The 24,228-nt window shown below is 58.9% G+C and carries 19 protein-coding genes; 7 read left to right on the forward strand and 12 right to left on the reverse strand.

The genetic code is table 11. The features are described 5' to 3' along the window. Window positions 1-123: 123 nt before the first annotated feature. Both VIL80_RS11390 and VIL80_RS11395 read left to right on the forward strand, forming a co-directional pair. Window positions 124-1,059: a helix-turn-helix domain-containing protein gene (locus tag VIL80_RS11390; RefSeq protein WP_332036231.1), complete on the forward strand. Its 936-nt coding sequence runs from the start codon at window positions 124-126 to the stop codon at window positions 1,057-1,059. A gap of 85 nt (window positions 1,060-1,144) precedes the next feature. Continuing rightward, window positions 1,145-2,596 carry a helicase HerA-like domain-containing protein gene (locus VIL80_RS11395; protein ID WP_332036232.1) on the forward strand — a complete coding sequence of 484 codons (1,452 nt, stop codon included), beginning with the start codon at window positions 1,145-1,147 and terminating at the stop codon, window positions 2,594-2,596. A gap of 256 nt (window positions 2,597-2,852) precedes the next feature. Here VIL80_RS11395 and VIL80_RS11400 read toward each other — a convergent pair whose 3' ends face one another. Beyond that, a complete protein-coding gene (locus tag VIL80_RS11400; protein WP_332036233.1) occupies window positions 2,853-3,350 on the reverse strand; it encodes a hypothetical protein in 498 nt (165 codons plus the stop codon). Between the two features lie 266 nt (window positions 3,351-3,616). Here VIL80_RS11400 and VIL80_RS11405 point away from each other — a divergent pair, with 266 nt between their 5' ends. The 4 genes from VIL80_RS11405 to VIL80_RS11420 all read left to right on the forward strand — a co-directional run bounded on the left by VIL80_RS11405 (window position 3,617) and on the right by VIL80_RS11420 (window position 7,751). Beyond that, window positions 3,617-4,216, forward strand: a complete 600-nt coding sequence (locus VIL80_RS11405) for a lipid-binding SYLF domain-containing protein (RefSeq protein WP_332036234.1) — start codon at window positions 3,617-3,619, stop codon at window positions 4,214-4,216. A gap of 271 nt (window positions 4,217-4,487) precedes the next feature. Then, window positions 4,488-4,646, forward strand: a complete 159-nt coding sequence (locus VIL80_RS11410) for a hypothetical protein (RefSeq protein ID WP_332036235.1) — start codon at window positions 4,488-4,490, stop codon at window positions 4,644-4,646. Window positions 4,647-4,766: 120 nt separating this feature from the next. Further along, window positions 4,767-5,900, forward strand: coding sequence for a M14 family metallopeptidase (locus tag VIL80_RS11415; RefSeq protein ID WP_332036236.1), 1,134 nt, complete (start codon window positions 4,767-4,769; stop codon window positions 5,898-5,900). A 51-nt stretch (window positions 5,901-5,951) separates the two neighbouring features. Continuing rightward, complete coding sequence (locus VIL80_RS11420; RefSeq protein WP_332036237.1) at window positions 5,952-7,751, forward strand: M28 family metallopeptidase; 1,800 nt, start codon at window positions 5,952-5,954, stop codon at window positions 7,749-7,751. A 72-nt stretch (window positions 7,752-7,823) separates the two neighbouring features. Here the strand turns inward: VIL80_RS11420 and VIL80_RS11425 are convergent, their stop codons facing one another. From VIL80_RS11425 to VIL80_RS11450, 6 genes are all read right to left on the reverse strand, one after another. Beyond that, the gene (locus VIL80_RS11425) at window positions 7,824-8,336 is read right to left on the reverse strand and encodes a phosphate-starvation-inducible PsiE family protein (protein WP_332036238.1); all 513 of its coding nucleotides are present in this window, start codon (window positions 8,334-8,336) and stop codon (window positions 7,824-7,826) included. 154 nt (window positions 8,337-8,490) lie between these two features. Next, window positions 8,491-10,128, reverse strand: a complete 1,638-nt coding sequence (locus VIL80_RS11430) for an AMP-binding protein (RefSeq protein WP_332036239.1) — start codon at window positions 10,126-10,128, stop codon at window positions 8,491-8,493. 242 nt (window positions 10,129-10,370) lie between these two features. Continuing rightward, on the reverse strand, window positions 10,371-10,697 hold the full coding sequence (locus tag VIL80_RS11435; RefSeq protein ID WP_332036240.1) for an SCP2 sterol-binding domain-containing protein: 327 nt from the start codon (window positions 10,695-10,697) through the stop codon (window positions 10,371-10,373). A 106-nt stretch (window positions 10,698-10,803) separates the two neighbouring features. Beyond that, window positions 10,804-12,597: an acyl-CoA dehydrogenase C-terminal domain-containing protein gene (locus VIL80_RS11440; RefSeq protein WP_332036241.1), complete on the reverse strand. Its 1,794-nt coding sequence runs from the start codon at window positions 12,595-12,597 to the stop codon at window positions 10,804-10,806. Between the two features lie 301 nt (window positions 12,598-12,898). After that, the gene (locus VIL80_RS11445) at window positions 12,899-13,963 is read right to left on the reverse strand and encodes an AraC family transcriptional regulator (protein WP_332036242.1); all 1,065 of its coding nucleotides are present in this window, start codon (window positions 13,961-13,963) and stop codon (window positions 12,899-12,901) included. A 66-nt stretch (window positions 13,964-14,029) separates the two neighbouring features. Further along, window positions 14,030-14,236 (reverse strand): hypothetical protein, encoded by a 207-nt coding sequence (locus tag VIL80_RS11450; RefSeq protein WP_318953806.1) that lies wholly within the window; start codon window positions 14,234-14,236, stop codon window positions 14,030-14,032. A 230-nt stretch (window positions 14,237-14,466) separates the two neighbouring features. On the opposite strand from VIL80_RS11450, the gene VIL80_RS11455 reads away from it, so the two are divergent. Next, complete coding sequence (locus tag VIL80_RS11455; RefSeq protein ID WP_332036243.1) at window positions 14,467-14,589, forward strand: hypothetical protein; 123 nt, start codon at window positions 14,467-14,469, stop codon at window positions 14,587-14,589. Window positions 14,590-14,667: 78 nt separating this feature from the next. Here the strand turns inward: VIL80_RS11455 and VIL80_RS11460 are convergent, their stop codons facing one another. The 5 genes from VIL80_RS11460 to smc form a co-directional block, all read right to left on the reverse strand. Next, entirely contained in the window at window positions 14,668-16,080 is a 1,413-nt protein-coding gene (locus VIL80_RS11460) for a class II fumarate hydratase (RefSeq protein ID WP_332036244.1), read from the reverse strand. Window positions 16,081-16,193: 113 nt separating this feature from the next. Continuing rightward, window positions 16,194-16,628 carry a hypothetical protein gene (locus VIL80_RS11465; protein WP_332036245.1) on the reverse strand — a complete coding sequence of 145 codons (435 nt, stop codon included), beginning with the start codon at window positions 16,626-16,628 and terminating at the stop codon, window positions 16,194-16,196. A 201-nt stretch (window positions 16,629-16,829) separates the two neighbouring features. Beyond that, window positions 16,830-18,866, reverse strand: coding sequence for an NAD-dependent DNA ligase LigA (ligA, locus tag VIL80_RS11470; protein WP_332036246.1), 2,037 nt, complete (start codon window positions 18,864-18,866; stop codon window positions 16,830-16,832). Between the two features lie 147 nt (window positions 18,867-19,013). Next, window positions 19,014-20,522 carry a cell division protein ZipA gene (zipA, locus tag VIL80_RS11475; RefSeq protein WP_332036247.1) on the reverse strand — a complete coding sequence of 503 codons (1,509 nt, stop codon included), beginning with the start codon at window positions 20,520-20,522 and terminating at the stop codon, window positions 19,014-19,016. Window positions 20,523-20,627: 105 nt separating this feature from the next. Continuing rightward, window positions 20,628-24,131 carry a chromosome segregation protein SMC gene (gene smc, locus VIL80_RS11480; RefSeq protein ID WP_332036248.1) on the reverse strand — a complete coding sequence of 1,168 codons (3,504 nt, stop codon included), beginning with the start codon at window positions 24,129-24,131 and terminating at the stop codon, window positions 20,628-20,630. Window positions 24,132-24,228 lie beyond the last annotated feature (97 nt).

The following is a 24,228-nucleotide window of genomic DNA, read 5'->3' on the forward strand; positions in this document are numbered from 1 at the left end:
CGTGACATTCCCAAAGGCCGTCGTCATAATCGGGCAGCATCTGGTTAATTTCGGACAACCAAATTGAACACCATCGACAGCAGAAGTGTCACACTCAGCTACACGCGAGCAGTTATCAGCGCTTTGGAGCGACTTCAACTAAAGCTCCCGCCCAAAGCCCAAGCACTCCTGACCGCCATTAACGAAAATGAGCGCGTCCCCATGAACGTCCAGGAAGAGATCTGGCTGGCGGTACAGGACGCGCACCCGGACCCATTGCTGGGTATTCGCCTGGGGCAGGCCATGCAGGGCAGCCAGATGGGGCTGGTGGGCTACCTGTTGATGACCCAGAAAAATCTCGGTGCCGCACTGGAGCAGCTGCTCATTTACCACCCGCTGCTGGGCGAGGGCGGCCAGTTCGAGATGCGCCGTGGCAGTTTTTATGTGGAGCTGTGCTACCGCCCCAACTACCTGCGCTGCGCGCGCCTGCGGGTGGAGACGGTGCTGTCCATTTGCCTGGCCCAGGCGCGCGTCATGACCGGGCGCGAGTTTCAGCCCCAGAGCGTACTCTTTGCCTACCCTACCCCGTCACTGGCAGTACAACAGCAATACCAGCAACTGCTGCAGGCCCCGGTACAGTTCAACGCGGAATCATCCGGCATTCGCTTCCGCCCGCAGGATCTCGAAATCCCTCTGGTCGCCGCCGACCGCCAGGTGATGGCACGCCTGAAACCGGAAGCAGATGCCCTGCTAAAAGCGCTTACCAGCAAGAGCCTGCAATTGCGGGTTGCCCACCTGCTGCAGCAGGAACCACAGCTGAGTCGCGAACAGGTCGCGGCGCGCCTGTGCATCAGTCCGCGCCACCTCGGCCGCAAACTGCTGGAGGAAAACGCGAGCTTCCGCGCGATCCAGGACGAAGTGCGCAGCCACTACGCCTGCCAGTGGCTGCGGGAGGGTGAAAAGACCAATGTGGATATCGCCGCCGCCCTCGGTTACTGCGACGAAAGTGCGTTCGGCAAAGCTTTTCGGCGCTGGACCGGTCTCTCACCCAAGGCATTCAAATCCGCGCAATCCTCCTGAGCGCGAGCACACGTCGGGACTAAAGTTACAAGGACCAGTGACAGGGATTAGACACATGGATGCTGTGTCACCACCAGGGGTTCCGATGCCGCTCCAGCCCGATCTCTCACAGCCGATCTCACTCGGAAAAAACAAGCTTACCGAGGCTGCCGCGGGGCAAAGCAATACCGGACAGCTGCTGCCGCAGATGTTGAACCGCCACGGCCTGATCTGCGGCGCCACCGGCACCGGCAAAACCGTCACCCTGCGCTATCTGACAGAACAACTGAGTGCTCGCGGCATCGCCACACTGGTAACCGACCTCAAGGGCGACCTGAGCGGTCTCGGCGCCGCCGGCGGCGATAGCGAGAAGGTGCGCGAGCGGCTGCCCCTGTTTGATCTCGACGAACGCTACTTTCGCGCCTTCCGCCTCACCCTCTGGGGCGCCGGTGGCCTGCCGATGCGCACCACCCCCAGCGAGCTGGGGCCGGAGCTTATCGGCCGCATGCTGCATCTGAACGACAACCAGCAAGGACTGATGCAGCTGCTGTTTCGCATCGCCGACCAGCAGGGCCTGCTGTTACTGGACTGGAAAGACCTACTGGCGCTGATCGACTACGCCGACCAGAACCGCAAGGGACTACTGGCGGAATTCGGCACTATCTCCGCCGCCAGTCTCGGCGCCATCAAACGCAAGTACCTGGCACTGGAACTCCAGGGGGCCGACGCCCTGTTCGGCGAGCCGGCACTGGACCTCCACGACCTCATCGATAGCGATACCATCCACCTGCTGGACGCCAGCGATATGCAGCCCGCGGTGTACGGCATCCTGCTGTTGTGGCTGCTGGCGGAACTCTATGAAAACCTGCCGGAAGTCGGCGACCGACAGTTGCGACTGGTACTGTTTTTTGACGAGGCCCACCTGCTGTTTGATGACCTGCCGAAAAACCTGCGCGAACAAGTGGAGCGGATCGTAAAGCTGATCCGCTCCAGGGGTGTCGGTATATTTTTTATCACCCAGAACCCGCTGGATATCCCCGAAGACATCCTCGCGCAACTGGGCAACCGGGTGCAGCATGCGCTGCGGGCCTACACCCCGAACGAGCAGCGCGCGGTCAGGGCCGCCGCCAACAGTTTCCGCGCCAACCCAGAAATCGACACCGCGCAGGCCATCGGCGAACTGGGCGTGGGCGAAGCGCTGGTGTCCTGCCTGGATGAAAGTGGCGTACCGCAACCGGTATCTCGCCTGCTCATCCACCCGCCCGCCAGCCGCCTGACGCCGCTGGACAACCGGGAACGCAAGGTGGTGATGCACGACAGCCCATTGCACAGCAAATACAGCCAGAAACTGGATCGGGATTCCGCCTACGAGCAGCTGCAGCGGCGCCGCGCGCAGGCAGAACCGGGGGCATCACAAGTGAGCAAGCCACGCGTAACCACCAGCAAACCAAGTGCACTGGAAAAATCCTTCGACAAGATGGCGGCGAGTTTCGGTCGCCAGATCGGCAGGGAGTTGATGCGCGGTATCATGGGCGCGCTGACCGGTCGCAAGCGCTAAGGCACGCTTTGCCAGACTGGTAACCAGGGAAGATTCAGGAGAGTTTGCAGGAGGAAAAGAAGCTGTCCAGCGCCGGCAACAGCCGGTTGAGCCCCATGTACACCACCTTCGGCTCACGTACCAAAGGCAGAAATGCTCCGGGGGCTGACAGATCCCGGGCAAAGCGGCGCCGATGATGCGCCACCTGCCCAAATGGGTCGGATTAATTTCCGCTGGAAATCACCGCTTTATCAGGGGCAAAAAATCGCAAAATCCCTCAGCGGGCAGCAGTGGCCTGCTGAGCCGCACGCGCCTGCTCCAGCGCCACCAGATCCTGCAGCCACACGATGTCGGTTACCGCCACTTGCTGACCGGTATATTGCGCCAGCGCCGCGCTCACCTGCTCCAGATTCTGCGCATCGATCTCTTCACCGCCGCTCACCGCTTCCAGCGGCAGTTCAATCCACGCCTGGCCGTTCTGGTCGACCACTTCTTTTGCCTGCGGCTCATTCGCGGTCAGATGACGGTCAATGGCGGAAGAACCGCCCGCCGGCAGGTAGATGGTGCCGTTGGTGATATCTACGGCAAACGCAACAACACCCGGCAGGATGCCGAACAGCAGACCAACACCATCGAGAATCACCACCACCGGATCTACACGACCACCAGACTGACCTTTACGCTCAGGATAGAGGAAGTAGCCACACGCGGTGAGGTTCAGCACCAGGGTCAGCAGACAGGAGGCGGCGATGCCGCGCTTGAGGGATCGGTTCATGAATTTGTTTCCTCTGTGGAATCCCGAAGTCATTTGCTCAGGGGCGCAAGAATACCCGATTTGGCCGAGGGGCCGAAAGTGGCGCCAATTCGCTCTTTGTGCACCAGGTCGCAGGCGCGGCGGGACATCATCGGTATTCTCGTATCAATTCCGTTACCGCCCCCAGACAGCGGCGGAAAAACCAAAAATAATGCCCACCGGGCAACCGTTTGCAAAACGCTACATCCACAACAGCCCCAGCCTGCGGGCTTTCAGGAGTAATCGCCATGCCGCACTTCCGCCTTTCCATCCTGCGCCGGGTTCTACGGCCAATTGCCGTGCTGTCGCTACTGACCCAGGTGTTTTTGATCGCCGCCTGCGCCGCCCCCGGCCAGACCCGCGACGAGCAGCGCCAACATATCCAGAGGACAGAGCGGCAGGTGCTCGACGATCTCTACCGCCTGAAGCCGGACCTGCGCAGCGATGTGGCCCGCGCCCCCGGCTACGCGGTGTTCAGCAACGTCAACCTGAACCTGCTGCTCGCCAGCGCCTCCACCGGTTACGGGATAGCGGTGAGCAAATCCGGTGAACGCACTTACATGAAGATGGGTGAGGTGGGCGTTGGCCTCGGCATTGGCATCAAGGATTTCCGCGCGCTGTTCGTATTCGACTCGCCGGAAGTCATGAACCGCTTTGTAGAGCACGGCTGGTCCTTCGGCGGCCATGCGGATGCGGCGGCGAAGGCCCAGGACAAAGGTGTCGCCGTGGGCGGTGAAGTGGTGATGGACGGCATGCGCGTCTACCAGCTCACCGAAAGCGGTGTGGCACTACAGGCTACCCTCAAAGGCACCAAGTACTGGAAAGACAGCGAACTGAATTTCGATTGACGCCGTTTTTGCCAAGGGAGTGGCCATTTCAGAACTGCATTAACTGTCTAAAAGTTAACCGATTTAACGCCAAGTTTTCGCTCCCCGGGGACGGTGCGAAGAAAGCCTGCCTAAACTTTAAACAGCACCTGCTGAGGTATGTCAGGGAGCAGTACAGGGTTTCTGAAGGTGTAATTGTGGTTCACACCGTGCAGTGACCAGGGCAGTGAGTAGTCGTCATTGGTCTGACGCCAGAAATTTTTAGGGAGCAGTAGTCTCAGCAGGTGCCGCCATGGAATGGCAGAAGCGCGGTGTTCGCAAGGGCACCGCGCTTTTTTATTGCCGCGATAATATTGGTTGTGGAGTTACTATTACCCAACCAAAAGCACCGCAACAAAATATTTCACTCAATGGGTGCCCGACAGCAGAAAATTACTCCAAGCTGCCGTGAACTATCCTGAATTTTTGTTACGAATCTGTATCCTGCTAACCAGTCCCCAAAGCAACCCGGATACACCATAGTTTCCCGGTTATACCCACCTTATCGCCAAGATTACTGCGGAGCTCACGCATGCACATCAGCAGCGCCTTTGACAGCGGCAACATCAAAGTCATCAACAAAGACAGCAATCCCATCGAGCTGGCTATCCGGATCGACAACCAGTCCGACTTCTACCAGTGGTTTCACTTCCGCCTCGAGGGCGAAGTGGGCAAGCAGTACCCGCTGCGCATTACCAACGCGGGCAAGGCAGCCTACCCGGCTGGCTGGGAAAATTACCGGGTCTGCGCCTCTTACGACCGCCACAACTGGTTCCGTATCGATGCACAGTACGACGGCAGTGTGCTGGATTTTACCGTGGAGCTGGACCAGCCCAGCATTTACCTCGCCTATTTCGCCCCCTTCTCCTGGGAGCGGCATCTCGACCTGCTGTCGTGGGCTCAGTCCGACGAGCGCGTACAGGCTGAGACCCTCGGCCAGACCCTGGACGGGCGCGACATGACCATGCTCACCATCGGTAACGCGGAGACCGCCAAGCGCAAAGTGTGGATGATTGCCCGCCAACACCCCGGTGAGACCATGGCGGAGTGGTTCGTGGAAGGTTTCCTCGAAGCCCTGCTGGACGACGCCAATCCCGCCGCGCGCAGCCTGCTGGCGAACACCGTGTTTTACGTGGTGCCGAACATGAACCCGGATGGCAGCGTGCGCGGCCACCTGCGCACCAATGCGGCGGGCGCCAACCTGAACCGCGAGTGGCAGTCTCCCACTATGGAACGCAGCCCGGAGGTCTACCTGGTGCGTGAGCGGATGCTGGCCACCGGTGGCGATATGTTCCTCGACATCCACGGCGACGAGGCCCTGCCCTACAACTTCGTCGCGGCCTGCGAAGGCATTCCCGGCTATGACGAGAAGCACGCGGCGCTGGAGAACGTCTTCAAGCAGGCGTATGAAAAATCCAGCCCAGACTTCCAGACCGAACAGGGCTACCCGCTGCACGGGCCCGGCGAGGCCAACATGACCGTGGGTACCAACTGGTGCGGACACCAGTTCCGCACCCTGGCGCTCACCCTGGAAATGCCGTTCAAGGACAACGCCAACCTGCCCGACATGGTGGAAGGCTGGTCTCCGGCGCGCAGCCGTCAGTTGGCCAAAGACATCCTGTTCCCGATCCGTGAAACTCTCGCGTATATGGACGGGTCCAACTGACTCAGCCAGAACAGTAATAACAACACCATAAGACAAGAGAAGGAAACGACCATGCAATTGCCCCAACACTGGCGGCGCCTGGCCCTGCCACTGGCCCTCGCGGGCCTGGCAGCCATCGGCGGCTGCGCCAAGAAAGAAGCCGAAACTGCATCTGCGCAAAGCGATATGCCAACGGTGAGCGAAGCTCAACAGCCAGCAGATATTGCCGCCACCGCGGAAACAGCGACCACCAGCCAGCCCACTCTGAGCGCGGAAGAACAAGCGGAAGTTGCCGAACTGGCGAAAGACCTGCACAAGCACATCGCGGTGCTCGCCTCCGACAAATTTGAGGGCCGCGCCCCCGCCACCAAGGGCGAGGAGCTGACCGTTAACTATCTCGCGGACGAGTTCAAGAAACTCGGCCTCGAGCCCGGTACCAAGGACGCCGAGGGCAACCCGAGCTGGTTCCAACAGGTACCGGTGGTGGAAATGAACATCGAAAGTACCCCGCTGCTCATCAAGGGCAAGGACTTTGAAAAGTCGCTGCAACCCCTGAGCGAGATGGTGACCTTCACCCAGCGCCAGGTACCGGAGAGCAAACTGCAGGACAGCCCATTGGTGTTCGTTGGCTACGGTATCGTCGCCCCGGAAAACGACTGGAACGATTACGCCGGCCTGGACATGAAAGGCAAAACCGCAGTGATTCTGGTCAACGACCCGGGCTACGCCACCCAGGACAAGAACCTGTTCAACGGCAACGCCATGACCTACTACGGTCGCTGGAGCTACAAATTTGAAGAGGCTGCACGCCAGGGGGCCGAGGGCGCGATCATCATCCACGAGACGGGTGCCGCCGGTTACCCATGGGAAGTAGTCAGTGGCAGCTGGTCCGGCGCACAGATCAGCCTTGCGGCAGATAACAAGAACGCCGACCGCGTGGCTGTAGAAGCCTGGATGACCGGCGACGCAGCCAAGGAACTGTTTAGCGCCGCCGGCCTCGATCTGGCGCAGGAAATGGATGCCGCCAAGCAGCGCGGCTTCAAGCCCAAGGCGCTGGACCTCAGTGCTTCGGTAGACCTGAAAAGCAAGGTGCGCACGTCCAACTCCCGCAACGTGGTGGCCAAGCTTCCCGGCAGCAAATATCCGGATGAAGCCGTCATCTACACCGCACACTGGGATCACCTGGGCGTAAACAACCACGCTGATGGCGGCGACCACATCTTCAACGGCGCGGTCGACAACGCCACCGGCACCGCCGGCCTTCTGGCGATGGCACAACAGGTATCCAAACTGCCACAAGCGCCCGAGCGCTCGCTGGTATTCGTTGCTGTGACCGCCGAAGAGTCCGGCCTGCTGGGCTCCAAGTACTACGCGGAAAATCCGGTGGTACCGCTGGAGAAAACCGTCGCCGGTATCAACTTTGACGCCATGGGAGTCCTCGGCCCGATGCGTGACGTGATCGTGGTTGGCTACGGCAACAGCGAACTGGAGAAGTTGCTGGAGACAGCGGCGTCCAAACAGGGCCGCTACCTGGCACCGGAAGATCATCCGGAGCGCGGCTACTTCTACCGCTCAGATCATTTCAGCCTGGCCAAGAAAGGCGTGCCCATGCTGTATTTCGATTCAGGAACTGACAGCTTCGAGCACGGCCGCGACTGGGCGCAGAAGAAAGGCGAAGAGTACACTGCACACGCCTACCACAAGCCTGGCGACGAGTACGATCCACAGTGGAACCTGGAAGGTGCCGCGCTGGATCTTGCCCTGGGTCTCGATCTCGGCCTGGAGCTCGCCAACAGCCGCGACTGGCCAAACTGGTACAGCGGTAATGAATTCCGTGCAGCGCGCGACGAAAGTGCAGAGACCCGGAAATAATATTGGACAAGAAGCCAATAAAAAAGGGCGCCATTTGGGCGCCCTTTTTTTATCAGAAATTAATAGTCAGGTTTATTTTTCCTGATCCTCCAACAGACTGCGTCGCTCGCTATAGGTAAGCATCTCCTTCTTTGCCACCAGCCAATAGGTTACCCCCAGCGCCATAACCACCGCTGCAATACCCAGGATATACATTGGCCCTGTATCATCCAGATCAAGAACGATAACCTTCCGCGCGATCGCCATCAGTGCCGTCGCCACCACCAGCTGAATAGGAATCACATTGGACCCCAGGTAAAGACGAATGTTGATGAAGATCTCGATGGAGATAAGCACCAGCATAATCGCCCCAAACACATCAAATAGATCGTTGTGGTCCAGTAGCAGCACCGGCTCGGTACTCAGGCGCTGATAAAGCACCCAAACCACATCCGCGACACTCCACATGATTACCAGAGCCATCAACACGGATAGAAAGCGTACGGAGCTGCGGATGACAATATGCAATACACGAATCAGCGGATCTTCGTGCTCCGCAGGCAACTCCTCGTGGATCAAGGTAGGCCGCTGTTTTTGCTGTGCCATTTCGCGCTCAACCGTAAATTTTTATCTCCTAGTTATAGCGCAGTAACCTACTGTCCGGTGTCACACGCCTTAACATCATTGTCGCACGATGAAAATTTTGCATAAAAAAAACCCGCTGCAAGCAGCGGGTTTTTAGTGGTGGAAGCCTTCACGCTCAGGCGCTGACTTCCGCCTCAACCTTTTTCAGTTCTTCATCGCGAAGCTCACGACGCAAAATCTTGCCCACATTGGTTTTCGGCAGATCTTCGCGGAACTCGATATTTTTCGGCACCTTGTACGCAGTCATGTTTTCACGGCAGTAGGCAATTACCTCTTCCGCAGTCAACGAAGCATCCGCTCTCACCACGAACAATTTGACCGATTCACCGCTGCGCTCATCGGGAATACCCACGGCGGCAGCCTCGGTCACTTTCGGGTGCGCGGCGACGATATCTTCGATTTCATTTGGATAGACGTTGAATCCGGACACGATGATCATGTCCTTCTTGCGGTCAACAATCTTGATGTAACCGTCATCCTGGATAACCGCCATATCACCGGTTTTCAGCCACCCTTCCGCATCGATGGTTTCAGCGGTGGCTTCCGGGCGCTCCCAGTATCCCTTCATTACCTGCGGGCCGCGAACACAAAGTTCTCCCGGGGTGTTGTTCGGCAGGTCATTGCCGTTTTCGTCAGTGACCTTCACCTCGGTACCCGGCACAGCAATGCCCACCGTACCCAGCTGTACGGCTTCCGCGGGGTTGAAGGAAACCACTGGCGAGGTCTCGGTCATACCGTAGCCCTCGGTAACCACACAACCGGTCATTGCCTCCCATTTTTCTGCGGTGGCGCGAGTCAGCGCCATGCCACCGGAACAGGTGGTGTGCAGCTTGCTGAAATCGAGATCGGCGAATTCCGGGCAGCGCATCAGACCGTTAAACAGGGTGTTCAGGCCACAGAAACCGGTGAAACGCTTGCCCTTCAGGGTTTTCACAAAGCCCGGGATATCGCGTGGATTCGGGATCAGCAGCGAGTGATTGCCAGTGGTAAACAGGCACATGCAGTGAATGGTAAACGCGTAAATGTGGTACAGAGGCAGCGGAGCGATATAAAACTCCTCGCCCTCTTTCATGGAGTCACCCAGGGCTTCTCGCACCTGTTCCATGTTCGCAACCAGGTTGCGGTTGGTAAGCATCGCACCTTTGGCAACGCCGGTAGTACCACCGGTATATTGCAGCACGGCGATATCGTCGGGAGTGCGCACCACATCCTGATGCGGCTTCTTGGCACCGATTGCCATGGCATCGCGGAAATCCACTTGGTTAGCAAAATGGAATGCCGGCACCATTTTCTTGACGTACTTCGCCACACTGTTGATCAACACGCGCTTGAGCGGTGCATGCAGGTCGGCAATTTCGGTAACGATGACCTGCTCTACGGATGTCTCCGGGATCACCGCGGACGCGGTATCGGCAATATTGGCCAGCACGACCAGGGCCTTGGCACCGGAGTCATTTAGCTGGTGCTTGAGCTCACGGCGGGTGTACAGCGGGTTGGTGTTGACCACAATGAGGCCTGCACGCAGTGCACCAAATACAACAACGGGGTATTGCAATACGTTGGGCAGTTGTACGGCGATACGATCACCGGGCTTGAGATTTGTGTTGTTCTGCAGGTAGGAGGCAAAGTTGGCGCTGAGCCGGTCGATGTCGCCAAGAGTAAGCGTGTGACCCAGGCAGGTAAACGCGGGCCGCTCAGCATATTTCGCCGTGGCACTGGTGAGCACGTCAAGAATACTGCGTTCGATGTCCAACTTATTTCTCCCAATGTTGTTTTTGTGGTGCTGTCCGCCAGACTGGCGCCGAACCTTATCCTGCGAATTATCGCTCACGCTGCAGAACGAAGAAACCTGTACCGTGCAGCTCCACTGGAATACGCCAGCAAAACACTACGAGCCGATACGAAATTCCTTGTCCGTTTATAGACGAAATCTTAAGGACACGGTTATGCGAACAGATAATTATTGTATGTTTTGATAGTTATCCGATGAATATTCTAGAAAGTGGAAAACAGGTCTGCCAATGCTGCCGCCAGTTCGCGATTACCGGCGTAGCGAATATCCCCCAGCAAAAAGGCATGCCGAGCACTCAGCTGGCCGTCGATGATGTCATTTAGGGTCTGGAAAGACATCTCGAGTTCCAGGTCAGCAGATTCTACCTCCCCAGAATTCTGTACAGCATGGATGGCGCCGTCAGCATCATCTGAGCGCTGTACCTGCAAGTAAAAATCACTGCCATCTGGCAAACGAAACTGTACCCGAGTGGTTATGGGCAAACAAGGTAATGCCTGCAGCCGCTCGAGAATGTGCGCCGGTAATTGCATCGGTGCTCCGGATATTCTTTCATCCCGCTTTCACCGCCATTGGTAAAAGCCAGATTCAAAAACACCGCCGCTGTTTCCAGCGGCGGTGTTTAAAGTGACATCAGGCTCAGAATACGAAGTGTTCCGCATCCAGGCTCATCAGGTTGTCAGCTCCACTCTGCATCGCAATCGCGTGATACGCGGTGCGCGGCAGGATGCGCTCGAAGAAGAAGCGCGCGGTAACGAGCTTGGCGCGGTAGAAGTCTTCTTCCGCAGTGCCCGCGGCGAGTTGTTCGTTCGCCACTTTGGCCGCCAGCGCCCACAGGTACGCCTGTACCGCATAACCGGAGTACATCAGGTAGTCCACGGATGCCGCACCGACTTCGTCGGGGTTTTCCATGGCTTTTACGCCGACATTCATGGTCAGCTCGCCCCACTGCTGGTTGATTTCCTGCAGTTTGGTAACGAAAGGTGCCAGTGCCTCGTTGTCTACCTCGGCCTTGCAGAACTTGTGCACGACTTTGGTGAATTTGCGCAGCAGTTCGCCCTGGCTCATCAGTACCTTACGGCCCAGCAGGTCGAGCGCCTGAACGCCAGTAGTACCTTCATAAATGGTGGAGATACGGGCATCGCGAACGTTCTGCTCCATACCCCACTCGGCAATATAGCCGTGACCGCCGAAGCACTGCATACCCAGGTTTGCGGATTCGTAACCGGTTTCAGTCAGGAACGCCTTGGCAATCGGGGTCAGGAACGCCAGCAGGTCGTCTGCTTCTTTACGCTCTTCCTCGCTGCCCACCTGGGTGCGGTCTACCTGCTGCGCGCACAGCATGACCAGCATGCGACCACCTTCGGCAAACGCCTTCTGGGTCAGCAGCATACGGCGCACGTCCGGATGCACGATGATCGGGTCGGCCGCGCCATTCGGGTTTTTCGGGCCGCTCAGGGAGCGCATCTGCAGGCGGTCTTTGGCGTAGGCCAGTGACTTCTGGAAGCCCGCTTCGGCGTGCGCAACACCCTGCAGGGCAGTACCCAGACGCGCGGTATTCATAAAGGTGAACATGCAGTTCAGGCCTTTGTTCGGCGGGCCGATCAGGAAGCCTTTGGCGCCGTCGAAGTTCAGCACCGCGGTGGCGTTGCCGTGAATACCCATCTTGTGCTCGAGGGAACCACAGGTCACGCCATTGCGCTCACCCAGGGAACCGTCTGCGTTCGGCAGGAACTTGGGTACGATAAACAGGGAAATGCCCTTGGTCCCAGCGGGGGCATCGGGCAGGCGCGCGAGAACGATGTGGACGATATTCTCGGCCATGTCGTGCTCACCGGCGGAAATGAAAATCTTGGTGCCGGAAATGGAGTAGGAGCCGTCGTCATTGGGCTCGGCCTTGGAGCGCAGGATACCCAGGTCGGTACCACAATGCGGCTCGGTCAGACACATGGTGCCAGTCCAGCTACCCTCGACCAGTTTGGTCAGGTAAGTGTGCTTCTGCTCGTCGGTACCGTGGGCTTCCAGGGTATTCATGGCGCCATGGGACAGGCCGGGGTACATGCCCCAGGACCAGTTCGCGGTACCCACCATCTCACTCAGGATGGTGCCGAGGGACGGCGGCAGACCCTGGCCACCGTGATCAACGCTGTGCGCCAGAGAAGGCCAGCCGGCCTCAACGAACTGCTGGTAGGCTTCCTTGAAGCCCTCCGGAGTGGTGACTTCACCGTCTTTCCAGGTACAGCCCTGCTGGTCACCGATCTGGTTCAGGGGGGCGAGCACGTTTTCACAGAATTTGGCGCCCTCTTCCAGGATGGCGTCCACCACATCCGGACTCGCATCTTCATAACCCAGAGACGCATAGTGCTGATCCCAGTTCAGCAGCTCGCGCATGGCGAAGCGCATGTCGCGCAGCGGAATCTTGATCTCGCTCATCCTGATTACCCTCTTCTAGCAATTTTTACTCAGTGGACCTGATGGAGTTCACGGCGTTTACCAGGGGTATCGAAAGGCGATACCGGGCCGTCACACCTGTGACTCAACTTTTGGTTTTATTCATATTAGTTGCAAATGGGCAAAAGCCACTATGGCGAAAAATGCCCAAACCACTAACAAAATACGGCGGACAAATGACCGACATGATGCTGACGGATGAGTCACAATGAGAGGCGATACCAGCTGAAAAAAACGCTAAAAGCCCACAGCGATGCGAGAAATATCCGCCAATGTAACGGCGTCAGATACCTGCGGATGTCGAGCGGGGGCTTTTGCGGTACTCGCCGGGGGTAACCCCCGTCCACTTCTTGAAGGCACGGAAGAATGCACTGGCCTCATCGAAACCGAGCATTTCCGCAATCTGGGTGTTGGAGAGATCCGGGCAGCTTAGATAGTGGAACGCGGCTTCCATGCGGCACTCGTCCTTCAACTTCTGATAGGAGGTATTCTCCTGCTGAAGTTTGCGCCGCAATGTAGTTACCGACATATTCAGGCGCTCGGCAACCGCTTCTGCCGCCGGCATGGATTCGCTCACATCCCGGTTGAGAATGGTCTTCACCTTGGTCTTGATACTGTTGGCATTGCCATCGCTGATGACCAGATGGTAGGGCGCGGTGCGGATAAAATCCTCCACGGTCTGGGGGCTCTGCACAATCGGGTAATCCAGGTAGCGACTCTCGTATTCCAGCGCATTGCCAGGCTGATCAAACATCAGCTCCCCCGCCTCACTCTGGGCGAGAGCGAGGAACTCCTCCGGGCAGGGAAAAGAAAAGTGCAGTTTCGCCAGCGGAATCTCCCGACCAACCAGCCAGCAATAGAAACGGTGCCACACCGCCAGAGTGGTGCGAATCACCCCGGGCGACGTCTCGGCGATCAACTGGTCGAACTCCCCCGGTGCCAGGGAACTGATGCCCTGAATGACCACCCTGTCACGGTCTCCATCCCGCCGCAGCACCGGCTTGACGCGGAACCCCCGGCAGATTTCCATAAATTCCGCGCTCAGGGTAATTGCCTGGCGCACGGTGGCGCAGTTCACCACCGTAAGGCACAGCAGGCGAAAGGACCCGGAGCGCACGCGACCGCCACTCAGCATTCCGAACCACTCGTCCTGCGCGAGCCACATCACCCGCTGATAAAGGCGCCCGTATTTGACGGCGGAAAAAGCCGCAGTGTCTTCCAGGTCCTGCTCGGAAATATCCACCGACGCCAGCAACTCGCCGCGGTCGCACCCGTGCTTAGAGGCCTCGTCCAGCAGTCGCTGCACATAGGCAATGGGAATGCGGATATCGTCGTTGGCGCTTTCCATTTTCGCGGCTAATTCCCGTCGGGCTCCCGATTCTGCGGACTCAATACTGGCCTGGTGGCCGCGGTTTCACTTATCTCGGCGATTGCGCAACCAGTTCAGCAGCGCACCGAACCCCAGCGCGAAGGCGACAATAGCCACGAGAAACAGCAGCATCAGCACCAGATAGCTGAGCACATCCGCCACCGGCAGATCCCAGCTCCAGATTGCAGCGGCAATAAAGGCGATGCATGCAAGCACACTGGTAATGAATGAACGGCGGCGTTTGTTGGCCATAGCAGCAACACTTCCAGTGAGAAATGAATGGATGGTCGGCGGCGGGCGCCAACACTACCCTTTGAGGGTGACTATCACTAAGGATAGGTACTTGGCACAGGGGTATGCCGGCGACACGGCGCCGAATCCTGCAACATCGCGACATCACTGTCAACGAAACGGCGGCAACCACACAGCCAACAATAGGGAAAGCGGCCTGATTTCACGATTGAGGTCGAGGAGATGTGCCCATGAACGATCGACTTGTCTATCGACAGGAAGATAGGAAAACACTCCGCAAGCTGGCACTTTGGATCGGGTGCATGATGCTGCTCACCGTTTTCATTTTGCTCGGCATTCTGGTGCTGAGCTGAAAAGCTATCCCGGGCACATCGCCCGCCGCGTCCCTGACGCCACAGGCAACCAAACTAACAGCGCGTCAGCCTACCCATTCACTTTCCACCAACGATACCGCCACAACTCAGGCGAGCCGGATCCAGCAGCTGTTCCAGCTCAGCGCGGGATAAATCGGTCATTTCCACGGCCACTTCCAAAACCGGGCGTCCGCTGGCATAGGCATTTTTCGCTATCTCTGCCGCCTTCGCGTAGCCAATAACGGGGTTGAGCGCAGTCACCAGTATCGGGTTTCTCGCCAGCGCCTCGCGCATACGCGCTTCGTTAACGGTAAAGCCGCTAATGGCCTTGTCCGCCAGCAGGCGCGCTGAGGCCGTGAGAATCCGCACACTTTCCAGCAGCGAAAAAGCGATCACCGGCAACATCACATTGAGCTGAAAATTGCCACTCTGCCCCGCCACGGTAATGGTGGTGTCATTGCCCATCACCTTGGCCGCCACCATCGCCACCGACTCAGCAATAACCGGATTTACCTTGCCGGGCATGATGCTGCTGCCGGGCTGCAGGGAAGGCAGTGCGATCTCGCCAAACCCCGCCAGTGGCCCGCTATTCATCCAGCGCAGATCATTGGCGATCTTCATCAGCGCCACCGCCAGGGTTTTCAGCTGTCCGGACACCTCCACCGCAGTATCCTGGCTGGAAATGGCGGCAAACGGATTTTCAGCGGGACGCAGGGAAACCCCGCAGGCACTGCTCAGCTTGCGTGCAAACATTACCGCAAAATCCCTGTGCGCATTCAGCCCGGAACCCACTGCCGTCCCCCCCTGCGCCAGCGCCTCCAGGCGCGGCAAGGAGGATTCAATCCGCTCCTTGCACAGCTTGATCTGCGCCGACCACGCCAGCAGCTCTTGCGCGAGGGTGACAGGAACCGCATCCATTAAATGAGTGCGCCCGGTTTTTACGATGCCATCCACCGCTTCAGCTTTCGCGTCAATCGCGTCGATCAAATGCACCAGCGCCGGCAACAACCGATTCTGCAACGCGAGCAAAGTAGAAAGGTGAATCGCGGTTGGTATCACGTCATTACTGCTCTGGCACATATTGACGTGGTCGTTGGCGCTGACCGTTTTACCGGCCGCTTCGGAAGCGAGATGCGCGAGCACCTCGTTCACATTCATATTGGTACTGGTACCGGAACCGGTCTGGAAAACATCGACCGGAAATTGATTCTGGTAATCCGCATCCGTGAGCTGGTCGCAGGCCTGAACGATGGCCTCTGCCAGGTCCACATCCAAAATTCTCAAACGGCTATTGGTTTCTGCCGCCGCGCGCTTGATCGCCACCACCGCGCGCAGAAATTCCTGTGGCAGCCGATAATCACTCACCGGAAAATTTTCGACCGCGCGCTGGGTCTGAGCGCCATAGCGCGCACCCTGCGGGACCCGAACCTCCCCCAGACTGTCTTTTTCTATACGGAAACTATCTGCGCCGTCAGACGACTTAGCGGGCATGAATCACCTCTGTCGCGCTGTAGACAAATGGGCACACAAATCGTGCAAACGGAAAACCGTCACAAATTTAGCGTGCAGTGCGGGAAATTGGAAATCTGAAGATTGAAATTCAATCAGACGCTGACGCGACCTTCCTGGGTCCACTCACAGCGCACCTGCATCTCACCGCAGCCGGGTTCGTGATAGAGGCCCGCAGCCTCCCAGTTGAAAGAGTGAGTGCCGGAGAGTTCGGTTTCCAGGTGCACTGTAGCGGAAACCCAGTACATACTGCGCAACAGTTCTTCGAATTTCTGAATCCAGTGATTCCATTCATATTCGATCGCGCGATAGGACGCGCCGAAGTGAATCACATCAGTCTGATACTGGGACTGCTTGACCTTGATGGTCGGAATGGAAAACATGTCGCGGCAAAGAAAAGGCCACTCGTCAGCGCTGGGCAGCGCCAGAATTGCTTCGCGATTGACCCGGCGGCGTTCGCTGCCGCCAGTCAGGCTGTTGCTGTCTTTGATACAGCCGTAAACGATGGATTCCTGATCGCCCTGAATCACGCTGCGCCAACCCCTACCCTTACCTGCCGCGCAAACAAATTTGTCAGCAGGCACTGTCGAAAAAACTGATTTCCGCAACTGTAACGGCGCTCAAGCCAGAAAGCCACCTTCGAATGGCGTCAAATTCACGATTCGATCGCATTTCAAACAACCCGCCACGGACAGGATAATTTCCCATCAAAATCCGTGGCGGTATCGCTATCAGATCTCGATGCCCCGCTCCCGCAGCATCGCCATGAGCCCCTCTTCATCCAGTACAGGAAGATCCAGCTCACGCGCTTTGTTCAGCTTGGAGCCCGCGCCGGGGCCCGCCACTACCGTGTGGGTATTGGCGGAAACGCTGCCGGCAACCTTCGCACCGAGCCGCTGCAGGTAATCCTTCGCCTCGCTGCGGGAAAGGGTTTCCAGCTTGCCGGTGAGCACCCAGGTCTGGCCGGCGAGCGGTTGCTCACCAGCTTCCTGTACTTCATCTTCCCAGTGCACGCCGGCCTGCTGTAGCGCAGCGACTTCCTCCAGGTTGTGCGGCTGCTCGAAGAATTCGGCCACATAGTGGGCAACCACCGGCCCCACATCCTCCACTTGCTGCAGAGCCTCGGTATCCGCCTGCATCAGTTTTTCCAGCTGGCCAAAATGCCGCGCCAGGTTGCGCGCAGTGGCCTCGCCCACTTCGCGGATGCCGAGGGCATAAAGGAATTTCGGCAGTGTGGTCGCCTTGCTGCGCTCCAGCGCATCCAGCAGGTTCTGCGCGGATTTCTCGCCCATACGCTCCAGTGCCACTAGCGGCTCCAGAGACAGGTGATAGAGACCGGAGACGGATTTGAGCAATCCTTCATCCACCATCTGCTCCACCAGCTTGTCGCCGAGACCATCGATATCCATCGCCTTGCGCGAGGCAAAATGTTTGATCGCCTGCTTGCGCTGGGCGCTGCAGATAAGTCCACCGCTGCAGCGCGCGACCGCTTCGCCGGGCGAGGCTTCCACTGGCGAGTCGCACACCGGGCAGTGGCTGGGAAATTCGATATCCCGCGCGTCGGCGGGACGGCGGCTCTCCACCACGGAAACCACCTGTGGAATCACGTCGCCAGCGCGGCGGATAATCACCGTATCGCCAATTTTCACTCCGAGGCGCTCGATTTCATCGCGGTTGTGCAGGGTGGCGTTGGAGACGGTTACGCCACCGACAAACACCGGCTGCAGGCGCGCCACCGGGGTAACCGCGCCAGTGCGGCCCACCTGGAATTCCACATCCAGCAGCTCGGTCATTTCCTCTTGCGCAGGGAATTTGTACGCGGTGGCCCAGCGCGGTGCCCGCGCCACAAAGCCGAGGCGCTTTTGCAGCGCGATGCTGTTGACCTTGAAAACGATACCGTCGATATCGTAAGCGAGCTGCGCGCGCTTCTCACCGAGCCTGCGGTAATATTCGATACAGGCCTGGATATTTTCTGCTACTGCCATTTCGCTGTTGATACGGAAACCCCATCGGTTCAGCTGCTCGAGAATTTCCGTGTGGCGTTCCGGCAGATCGCCACCCTCCACAAGGCCGACACTGTACACGCACAGTTCCAGCGGACGCTGGGCAGTAATCCGCGAGTCCAGCTGGCGCAGGCTACCGGCAGCGGCATTGCGCGGATTAACAAAACCTTTCACCCCCGCTTTCTGCGCCTTTTCATTCAGGGCGGCGAAGCCGGCCTTGGGCATATAGATTTCACCGCGTACTTCCAGCACCGCTGGCACATCATCGTCCAGCAGTTTGAGTGGCACCGAGTAGATGGTGCGCACATTCTGGGTGATATCTTCTCCTACAGTGCCGTCACCGCGGGTAGCCGCGCGCTCGAGAATACCGTCGCGGTACAGCAGGCTGACGGCGATGCCGTCCAGTTTCGGTTCGCAGGCATACTCCACCGGATCACTGCTGTTCAGACGATCGCGAATACGGCGATCGAAATCCTCCAGCTCCTCATCGCTGAATGCGTTGTCCAGCGACAACATCGGCATTTCGTGACGGATCTGGGTAAACGCCGCAAGCGGTGCGGCACCCACCCGCTGGGTAGGGGAATCACTGCTGATCAGCTGCGGATATTCATTTTCCAGCGCCTGCAATTCGCGCAGGCAGCGATCGTACTCGGCATCCGGAAGCTCCGGCGCATCCAGCACGTAGTATTGGTAGTTAGCGCGGTTGAGAATGTCATGCAGTTCCAGAGCACGTTGCTGCGTCTCCGGGGGAATAGTTTTTGTCATTTTAGGTCCGCAAAAATGGGGGATTCTTGCCGGTGGAGAGGGGGTGGTATTCCGCAGGTGCCAGCTGGCCGCCAGGCTCTTCCCGTTTGAACCGGGAGTGCCCACTTGCGAGCTGGCGCCTGCGTATATCAGTCGTTACTACGGACTTCAGGCCTGCGCCCTGGCCAGGGCCTTGCGACGCTGAAATTCCATCACTCGCTGACGGTAGTGCTCCGCTGTCTGCGCAGTAAATACGCTACGGTTTTCGTCCTTGAGCTCTCCTGCCAATTGCTCGGCAATGTAGCGGGCGGTAGTCAGCAATGTGTTGAATGCCTTCAATGCCTCCACTTCCGCCGGCAGGGCCAGGAACAGGCTGACACCCGGGGTGGTGAAGTCTTCCATGGCAGACATGTCAAATGTGCCCGGCACCACGATATTCGCCAAGCTGAACAGTGCCGGTCCCTCACCATCCTCACCGGTGTGATAGTGGAATATATTCATATCACCAAAGCGCATTCCGCTGGCGAACAATACGCGCAGCAGGTCATTGCCCTCAAAGCAGTCGCCTGCCGGCGCCATGATATTCAGGATCAACACTTCTTCCACGGCACGCTCCTTGCGGGCGACGGCTTCGCGCTTGCCGGCGCGACCTTTGGCCGGCGCCTCTGGCTTTTCATGGTTTTCCCGCGCCGGGGTTACCGCTTTTTTAAGGTCCGGGAATTTGAGTTCCGGCAACTTGATTTCGGCACTGGCCCACAGGGATTTGGTTGTCCGCGGTTTATCTTCCGGCGCATCGACCGGCGCGACAGGCTCATCCACGCTCGCATGTAGTGAATCCAGGCTTACAGACTCATCCAGCGAGGGTTCGCGACGACCGCCAGACACCGGCTCATCCGCCAGACTGGCAAGGGGATCGACATCACCGTGCACAGCAAATTCGGCTTCCCGTCCAACTTCCGGGGAAGCTACGCCGGCCGGCTCTGGCAAATCCTGCTCGGTGGACGCCTGCCAGAAGTGCGGCTGCGATTCCTCCCGAGGAGCCTGCTCCACGTACCCGGACTCATCATCAACGATGGAATCCATCAGTACCGGCACCTGCTCATCCAGATTCAGGCTTGCCTGCTCCGGCGCACGCGTGGACGCTGAACGCGGCTCAGCACGGGGCTCCGAACGCATGGGGGAAACGTCGACAGCATCCTCAGATTCCCTGCGATCGGGGCGACTGCCCGCCAGCGGCTTGCGCGAGGAATGGAAGTTCTGCTGCACCTGACGATTGACCTGACTCGCATCCTCCGGCTTGCGGCGCTGCACCACACGCACGGTGCCGGGCAGTTCCGCAGCAATCTGGCGGCGCTTTTCCAATTCTTCCGGGTCGATATATTCCAGCGGTGAATCTGCCAGCGCGGAGCCGTAATCCGGGCCGTCATCACAGGCGAAGTCTTGCGCGGCATGCGAAAAGCTCTCGCTTACCCTAGGGGACGGACGCTCGGCAGATTCCACCACTCGGGGTGGGGAGAGAACATCGTTGTCGTAGTCATCCACACCCCGACGCATGGAACGGGACAGGTTACGCGACACCTTCATGCTGTCGCGGTGCTTCAGCCAGGCCCGGCGCGCGCCGTCCAGTACAACGGCAAACAGCACCAGTGCCAGCAGATTGATCAGCCAGTTATCCATTTGTGCTCCCCTCTCCCTTTGCCGACTTCCATTGACTCCGCCAAGCCAGATTCCACTCGCCGCAATTCACCGGGATCTTCCGGTTACAACCATTTTGAACCTTCATCACGCAGACGCCAGCTCCGCGGCTTCCTCTACGTTTACGGATACCAGACGGGATACGCCCGGCTCGTGCATGGTTACACCCAACAGTTGATCGGCCATCTCCATCGCGATCTTGTTGTGAGTAATGTAGATGAATTGCACGTGCTCGGACATTTCTTTCACCATCCGCGCATAGCGACCCACGTTGGCATCGTCCAGGGGCGCATCCACCTCATCCAGCATACAGAAAGGCGCCGGGTTGAGACGGAAGATGGAAAATACCAGGGCAATTGCGGTCAGCGCCTTTTCACCACCGGAAAGCAGGTGGATGGTACTGTTCCGCTTGCCCGGTGGGCGCGCCATGATGGCGATACCGGTATCCAGCAAATCATCACCGGTCAGTTCCAGATAGGCGTGACCTCCACCGAAGACTTTCGGGAACAGTTCCTGCAGGCCGCCGTTCACCTGATCGAAGGTTTCCTTGAAGCGGGTGCGGGTTTCCTTGTCGATCCGGCGGATCGCATTTTCCAGGGTTTCCAGCGCATCGTTCAGGTCGCCGAACTGGCGATCCAGGTAGTGCTTGCGCTCGGATTCCTGCTTGTATTCGTCGATCGCTGCCAGGTTGATGGGACCGAGACGGGAGATCCGCGCGGCCACCAGTTCGATGTCCTGCTGCACCGCGTCTATCGTCAGCTCTTCCGGAAGCTCTTCCAGCAGCTGCGCAACATCGTGATCGGATTCGCGCAGCTGCTCTACCAGGCCGTTGCGCTGGGTCTCCAGGGACTTGGCTTCCAGGCGCTGCATTTCCAGCTGGGCGCGTACGCCCTGCAGGGCAGATTCCGCTTTCTGACGCTCCTGTTCGTGGCCGCGCAGAGTGGTTTCCACCTCTTCGAGCTTCTTGCGCGCTTCAACCAACTCCTGCTCGACGTCGATGCGCTGGGCGAGCTTTTCTTCCAGCTCGCCCTGGTAATCCTGTGACGGATCCTGGGCCTCTTCCATCTGCAGATGCAGTTGTTCACGGCGCTCCTGCAGCCGCTCGACCTGCTCCCGCAGCACCTGCAGGGTGCGCTCCAGCGATACTTTTTGCGTGCGCACGGATTGCTCGCGCATGGCCAGCTCGTGAGAGCGGTCCTTGTCTTCGCGGGCGCGCTGGCGGGCGGCATCGAGGGCTTCGCGCAGGGCCTCGCGGCGCGCCAGCATGGTTTCACGGCGATCGGTATCGTCGCTCATGGCCTCAACCGCCTCCTGCAAGGCGATGCGGGCCTCGGAAATGGATTCGGATTCGGCCTCTTTCTGCTCGCGTACCTCGGCAATTTCCTGCTCGATGCGGCGGCGGCGCTCGTCCATCTGCTCCTGGCGCGCACGCTGTGCAGACAACTGGCTGCGCAGGTCGCCGGTGCGGCGATTCAGCTGTTCGGCGTTGTTGCGGGCCTGTTCGATACCGGTTTCGAGCTCGCCGGCGCGGCTGCGCAGCTGCTCGCGCTGCTCGGTCAACTCCTCGATCCGCGCCTCGCATTCCTCCAGAGACCGGGAGAGATTCTCCAGCTCCTGCTTTCGCGCCAGCACCCCGGCCTCGGCATCGGCGCCGCGACTGACCCGCAGCCAGTTGGGCCCGACCCACAGGCCATCGCGGGTGACGATGGACTCGCCCCCGTTCAGCTGGTCGCGCTGGGCCAGTGCCGCGTTCAGGTCTTCCGCGGTATAGATGCCATCAATCAGTCCCGCCAGGGACAGCGGCGCCTCAACTACGTCGGCCAGTTTGGGCAGGCTGCCGGCACGGGAAGACGCCACACTGCGGCCGTCGACAAATACCGCCTGGCCGCCCTCGAAGCTTGCGAGGGATTCCTTCAGGGATTCTATCTGGTCAATGCAAATCGCTTGCAGCTGGGCTCCGAGCACGGTTTCCACCGCGGTCTCCCAGCCGGATTGCGCGCGGATCTGCTCTGCCAGACGCGGGCGACCCTGCAGATTGTGCTGCTCCAGCCAGCCGGCAACCGCCTTGCCCTGCCCCATAGCGGCCTGCTGCAGTGCCTCGAGGGAGGCCTGGCGTCCGCGACTGGTCTGCAGTTGCAGGCGCTCTTTGTCGAGATCACTGGCGATGTCGGTTTCCTGGCGGCGCAGGTCAGACAACTGCTCCACCTGCTCGGAAATGGAATCGCGCAGCTCACTGAGCTGCATCTCCATTTCCGCCAGCTCTTCATTCTGCTGTTCCAGTTCGCTATCGTCGGCGGAACCGCTGAGGCTTTCCAGTTCACTCTGCAGTTTATTGATGCGATCGCGCAGGCGCTGGGAGGAAGTTTCCAGGTGCTGGATACGGGACTGCTGAACTTCCGCGCGCTGACGGGAGTCAGAGGCGCCCTGATTGAACTGGTCCCACTCGTTCTGCCACTCGCGCATCTGGTCTTCGGCGGTGAGCAGGGTCTGGGCAGACTCTTCTTCTGCCGCCTGGACCATATCCAGGTCCGGCACGATCACTTCCAGCTCGGCCTCAAACTCCAGCGCCCGCTCCTGATCCGCCGCCAACAGCGACTGGGATTCCGCGAATTCCTGCTCGGTGCGTGCGAGATCCGACTGCAACCGGGAATTGCGCTCCCGGGCGTGGGAAATGCTCTGCTCCAGACGCGCGATATCCGCGCCCACGGAGTAGAAACGGCCCTGCACTTCGTTGAATGCATCGGAAAATTCGTGATATGCGACGCGCTGGGTTTCGATCCCTGTGTCACAGCTCACCTGGCGGGTCACCAGCTCTTCCACGGTGAGTTCGAGCTCACCGATCTGCTGCTGCTTGGCCCGGGTCTGATCGTCCAGTTCGCGATATTTCAGTGCCTGCAGGTGCGCTTTGTGGGTACGCTCTTCCTCTTTGAAGCGGCTGTACTTCTCCGCTGCCGCGGACTGGCGCTCGAGGCGCGACAGCTGGCGATCCAGTTCGTCGCGGATATCGGTGAGACGTTCCAGGTTTTCCTTGGTGCGACGCATGCGGTTTTCGGTGTCGCGGCGGCGCTCCTTGTACTTGGAGATGCCCGCGGCTTCTTCGATAAACACCCGCAGATCTTCCGGCTTGGCCTCGATCAGCTTGGAGATCATCCCCTGCTCGATGATGGCGTAGCTGCGCGGCCCCAGTCCGGTACCCAGGAACAGGTCGGTTACGTCGCGGCGGCGGCACTTTTCACCATTCAGGTAATAAATGTTCTGCCCGTCGCGGGTTACCTTGCGCTTGATGGAAATTTCGCTGAACGCCGCGTACTCGCCGGTGAGTTTGCCGGCGGAGTTGTCGAACACCAGCTCAATGGAGGCCTGACCAACAGGCTTACGGCCACTGGAGCCATTGAAGATGACGTCGGTCATGGAGTCGCCGCGCAGGTTTTTGGCGGACGATTCCCCCATTACCCAGCGCACGGCGTCGATGGTATTGGACTTGCCACAGCCGTTGGGGCCGACCACGGCGCTGAGATTGGAGGGGAAGTAAACGGTGGTCGGGTCAACGAAAGACTTGAACCCGGCCAGCTTGATGCACTTCAAACGCATGGTCTTGAAACTCGGTAATACACGGCGTCCGTACGGTCACTGTGCACCGCCGCCGAACGCTCTTCGTTGTAATCTCCGGGTGATCCGGACACCTAAT

The sequence above is a fragment of the Microbulbifer sp. genome, from assembly GCF_036563125.1.
Classification (GTDB): domain Bacteria; phylum Pseudomonadota; class Gammaproteobacteria; order Pseudomonadales; family Cellvibrionaceae; genus Microbulbifer.

Excerpts from the sequence above, each read along its gene's own strand:
- VIL80_RS11445 (WP_332036242.1), bottom strand. The coding sequence starts at position 13,963 with ATGGAAAGCGCCAACGACGATATCCGCATTCCCATTGCCTATGTGCAG.
- VIL80_RS11420 (WP_332036237.1), top strand. The coding sequence starts at position 5,952 with ATGCAATTGCCCCAACACTGGCGGCGCCTGGCCCTGCCACTGGCCCTC.
- VIL80_RS11400 (WP_332036233.1), bottom strand. The coding sequence starts at position 3,350 with ATGAACCGATCCCTCAAGCGCGGCATCGCCGCCTCCTGTCTGCTGACC.
- VIL80_RS11415 (WP_332036236.1), top strand. The coding sequence starts at position 4,767 with ATGCACATCAGCAGCGCCTTTGACAGCGGCAACATCAAAGTCATCAAC.
- VIL80_RS11410 (WP_332036235.1), top strand. The coding sequence starts at position 4,488 with ATGGAATGGCAGAAGCGCGGTGTTCGCAAGGGCACCGCGCTTTTTTAT.
- VIL80_RS11460 (WP_332036244.1), bottom strand. The coding sequence starts at position 16,080 with ATGCCCGCTAAGTCGTCTGACGGCGCAGATAGTTTCCGTATAGAAAAA.
- VIL80_RS11440 (WP_332036241.1), bottom strand. The coding sequence starts at position 12,597 with ATGAGCGAGATCAAGATTCCGCTGCGCGACATGCGCTTCGCCATGCGC.
- VIL80_RS11435 (WP_332036240.1), bottom strand. The coding sequence starts at position 10,697 with ATGCAATTACCGGCGCACATTCTCGAGCGGCTGCAGGCATTACCTTGT.
- smc (WP_332036248.1), bottom strand. The coding sequence starts at position 24,131 with ATGCGTTTGAAGTGCATCAAGCTGGCCGGGTTCAAGTCTTTCGTTGAC.
- VIL80_RS11455 (WP_332036243.1), top strand. The coding sequence starts at position 14,467 with ATGAACGATCGACTTGTCTATCGACAGGAAGATAGGAAAACACTCCGC.
- VIL80_RS11395 (WP_332036232.1), top strand. The coding sequence starts at position 1,145 with ATGCCGCTCCAGCCCGATCTCTCACAGCCGATCTCACTCGGAAAAAAC.
- zipA (WP_332036247.1), bottom strand. The coding sequence starts at position 20,522 with ATGGATAACTGGCTGATCAATCTGCTGGCACTGGTGCTGTTTGCCGTT.
- ligA (WP_332036246.1), bottom strand. The coding sequence starts at position 18,866 with ATGACAAAAACTATTCCCCCGGAGACGCAGCAACGTGCTCTGGAACTG.
- VIL80_RS11450 (WP_318953806.1), bottom strand. The coding sequence starts at position 14,236 with ATGGCCAACAAACGCCGCCGTTCATTCATTACCAGTGTGCTTGCATGC.
- VIL80_RS11425 (WP_332036238.1), bottom strand. The coding sequence starts at position 8,336 with ATGGCACAGCAAAAACAGCGGCCTACCTTGATCCACGAGGAGTTGCCT.
- VIL80_RS11405 (WP_332036234.1), top strand. The coding sequence starts at position 3,617 with ATGCCGCACTTCCGCCTTTCCATCCTGCGCCGGGTTCTACGGCCAATT.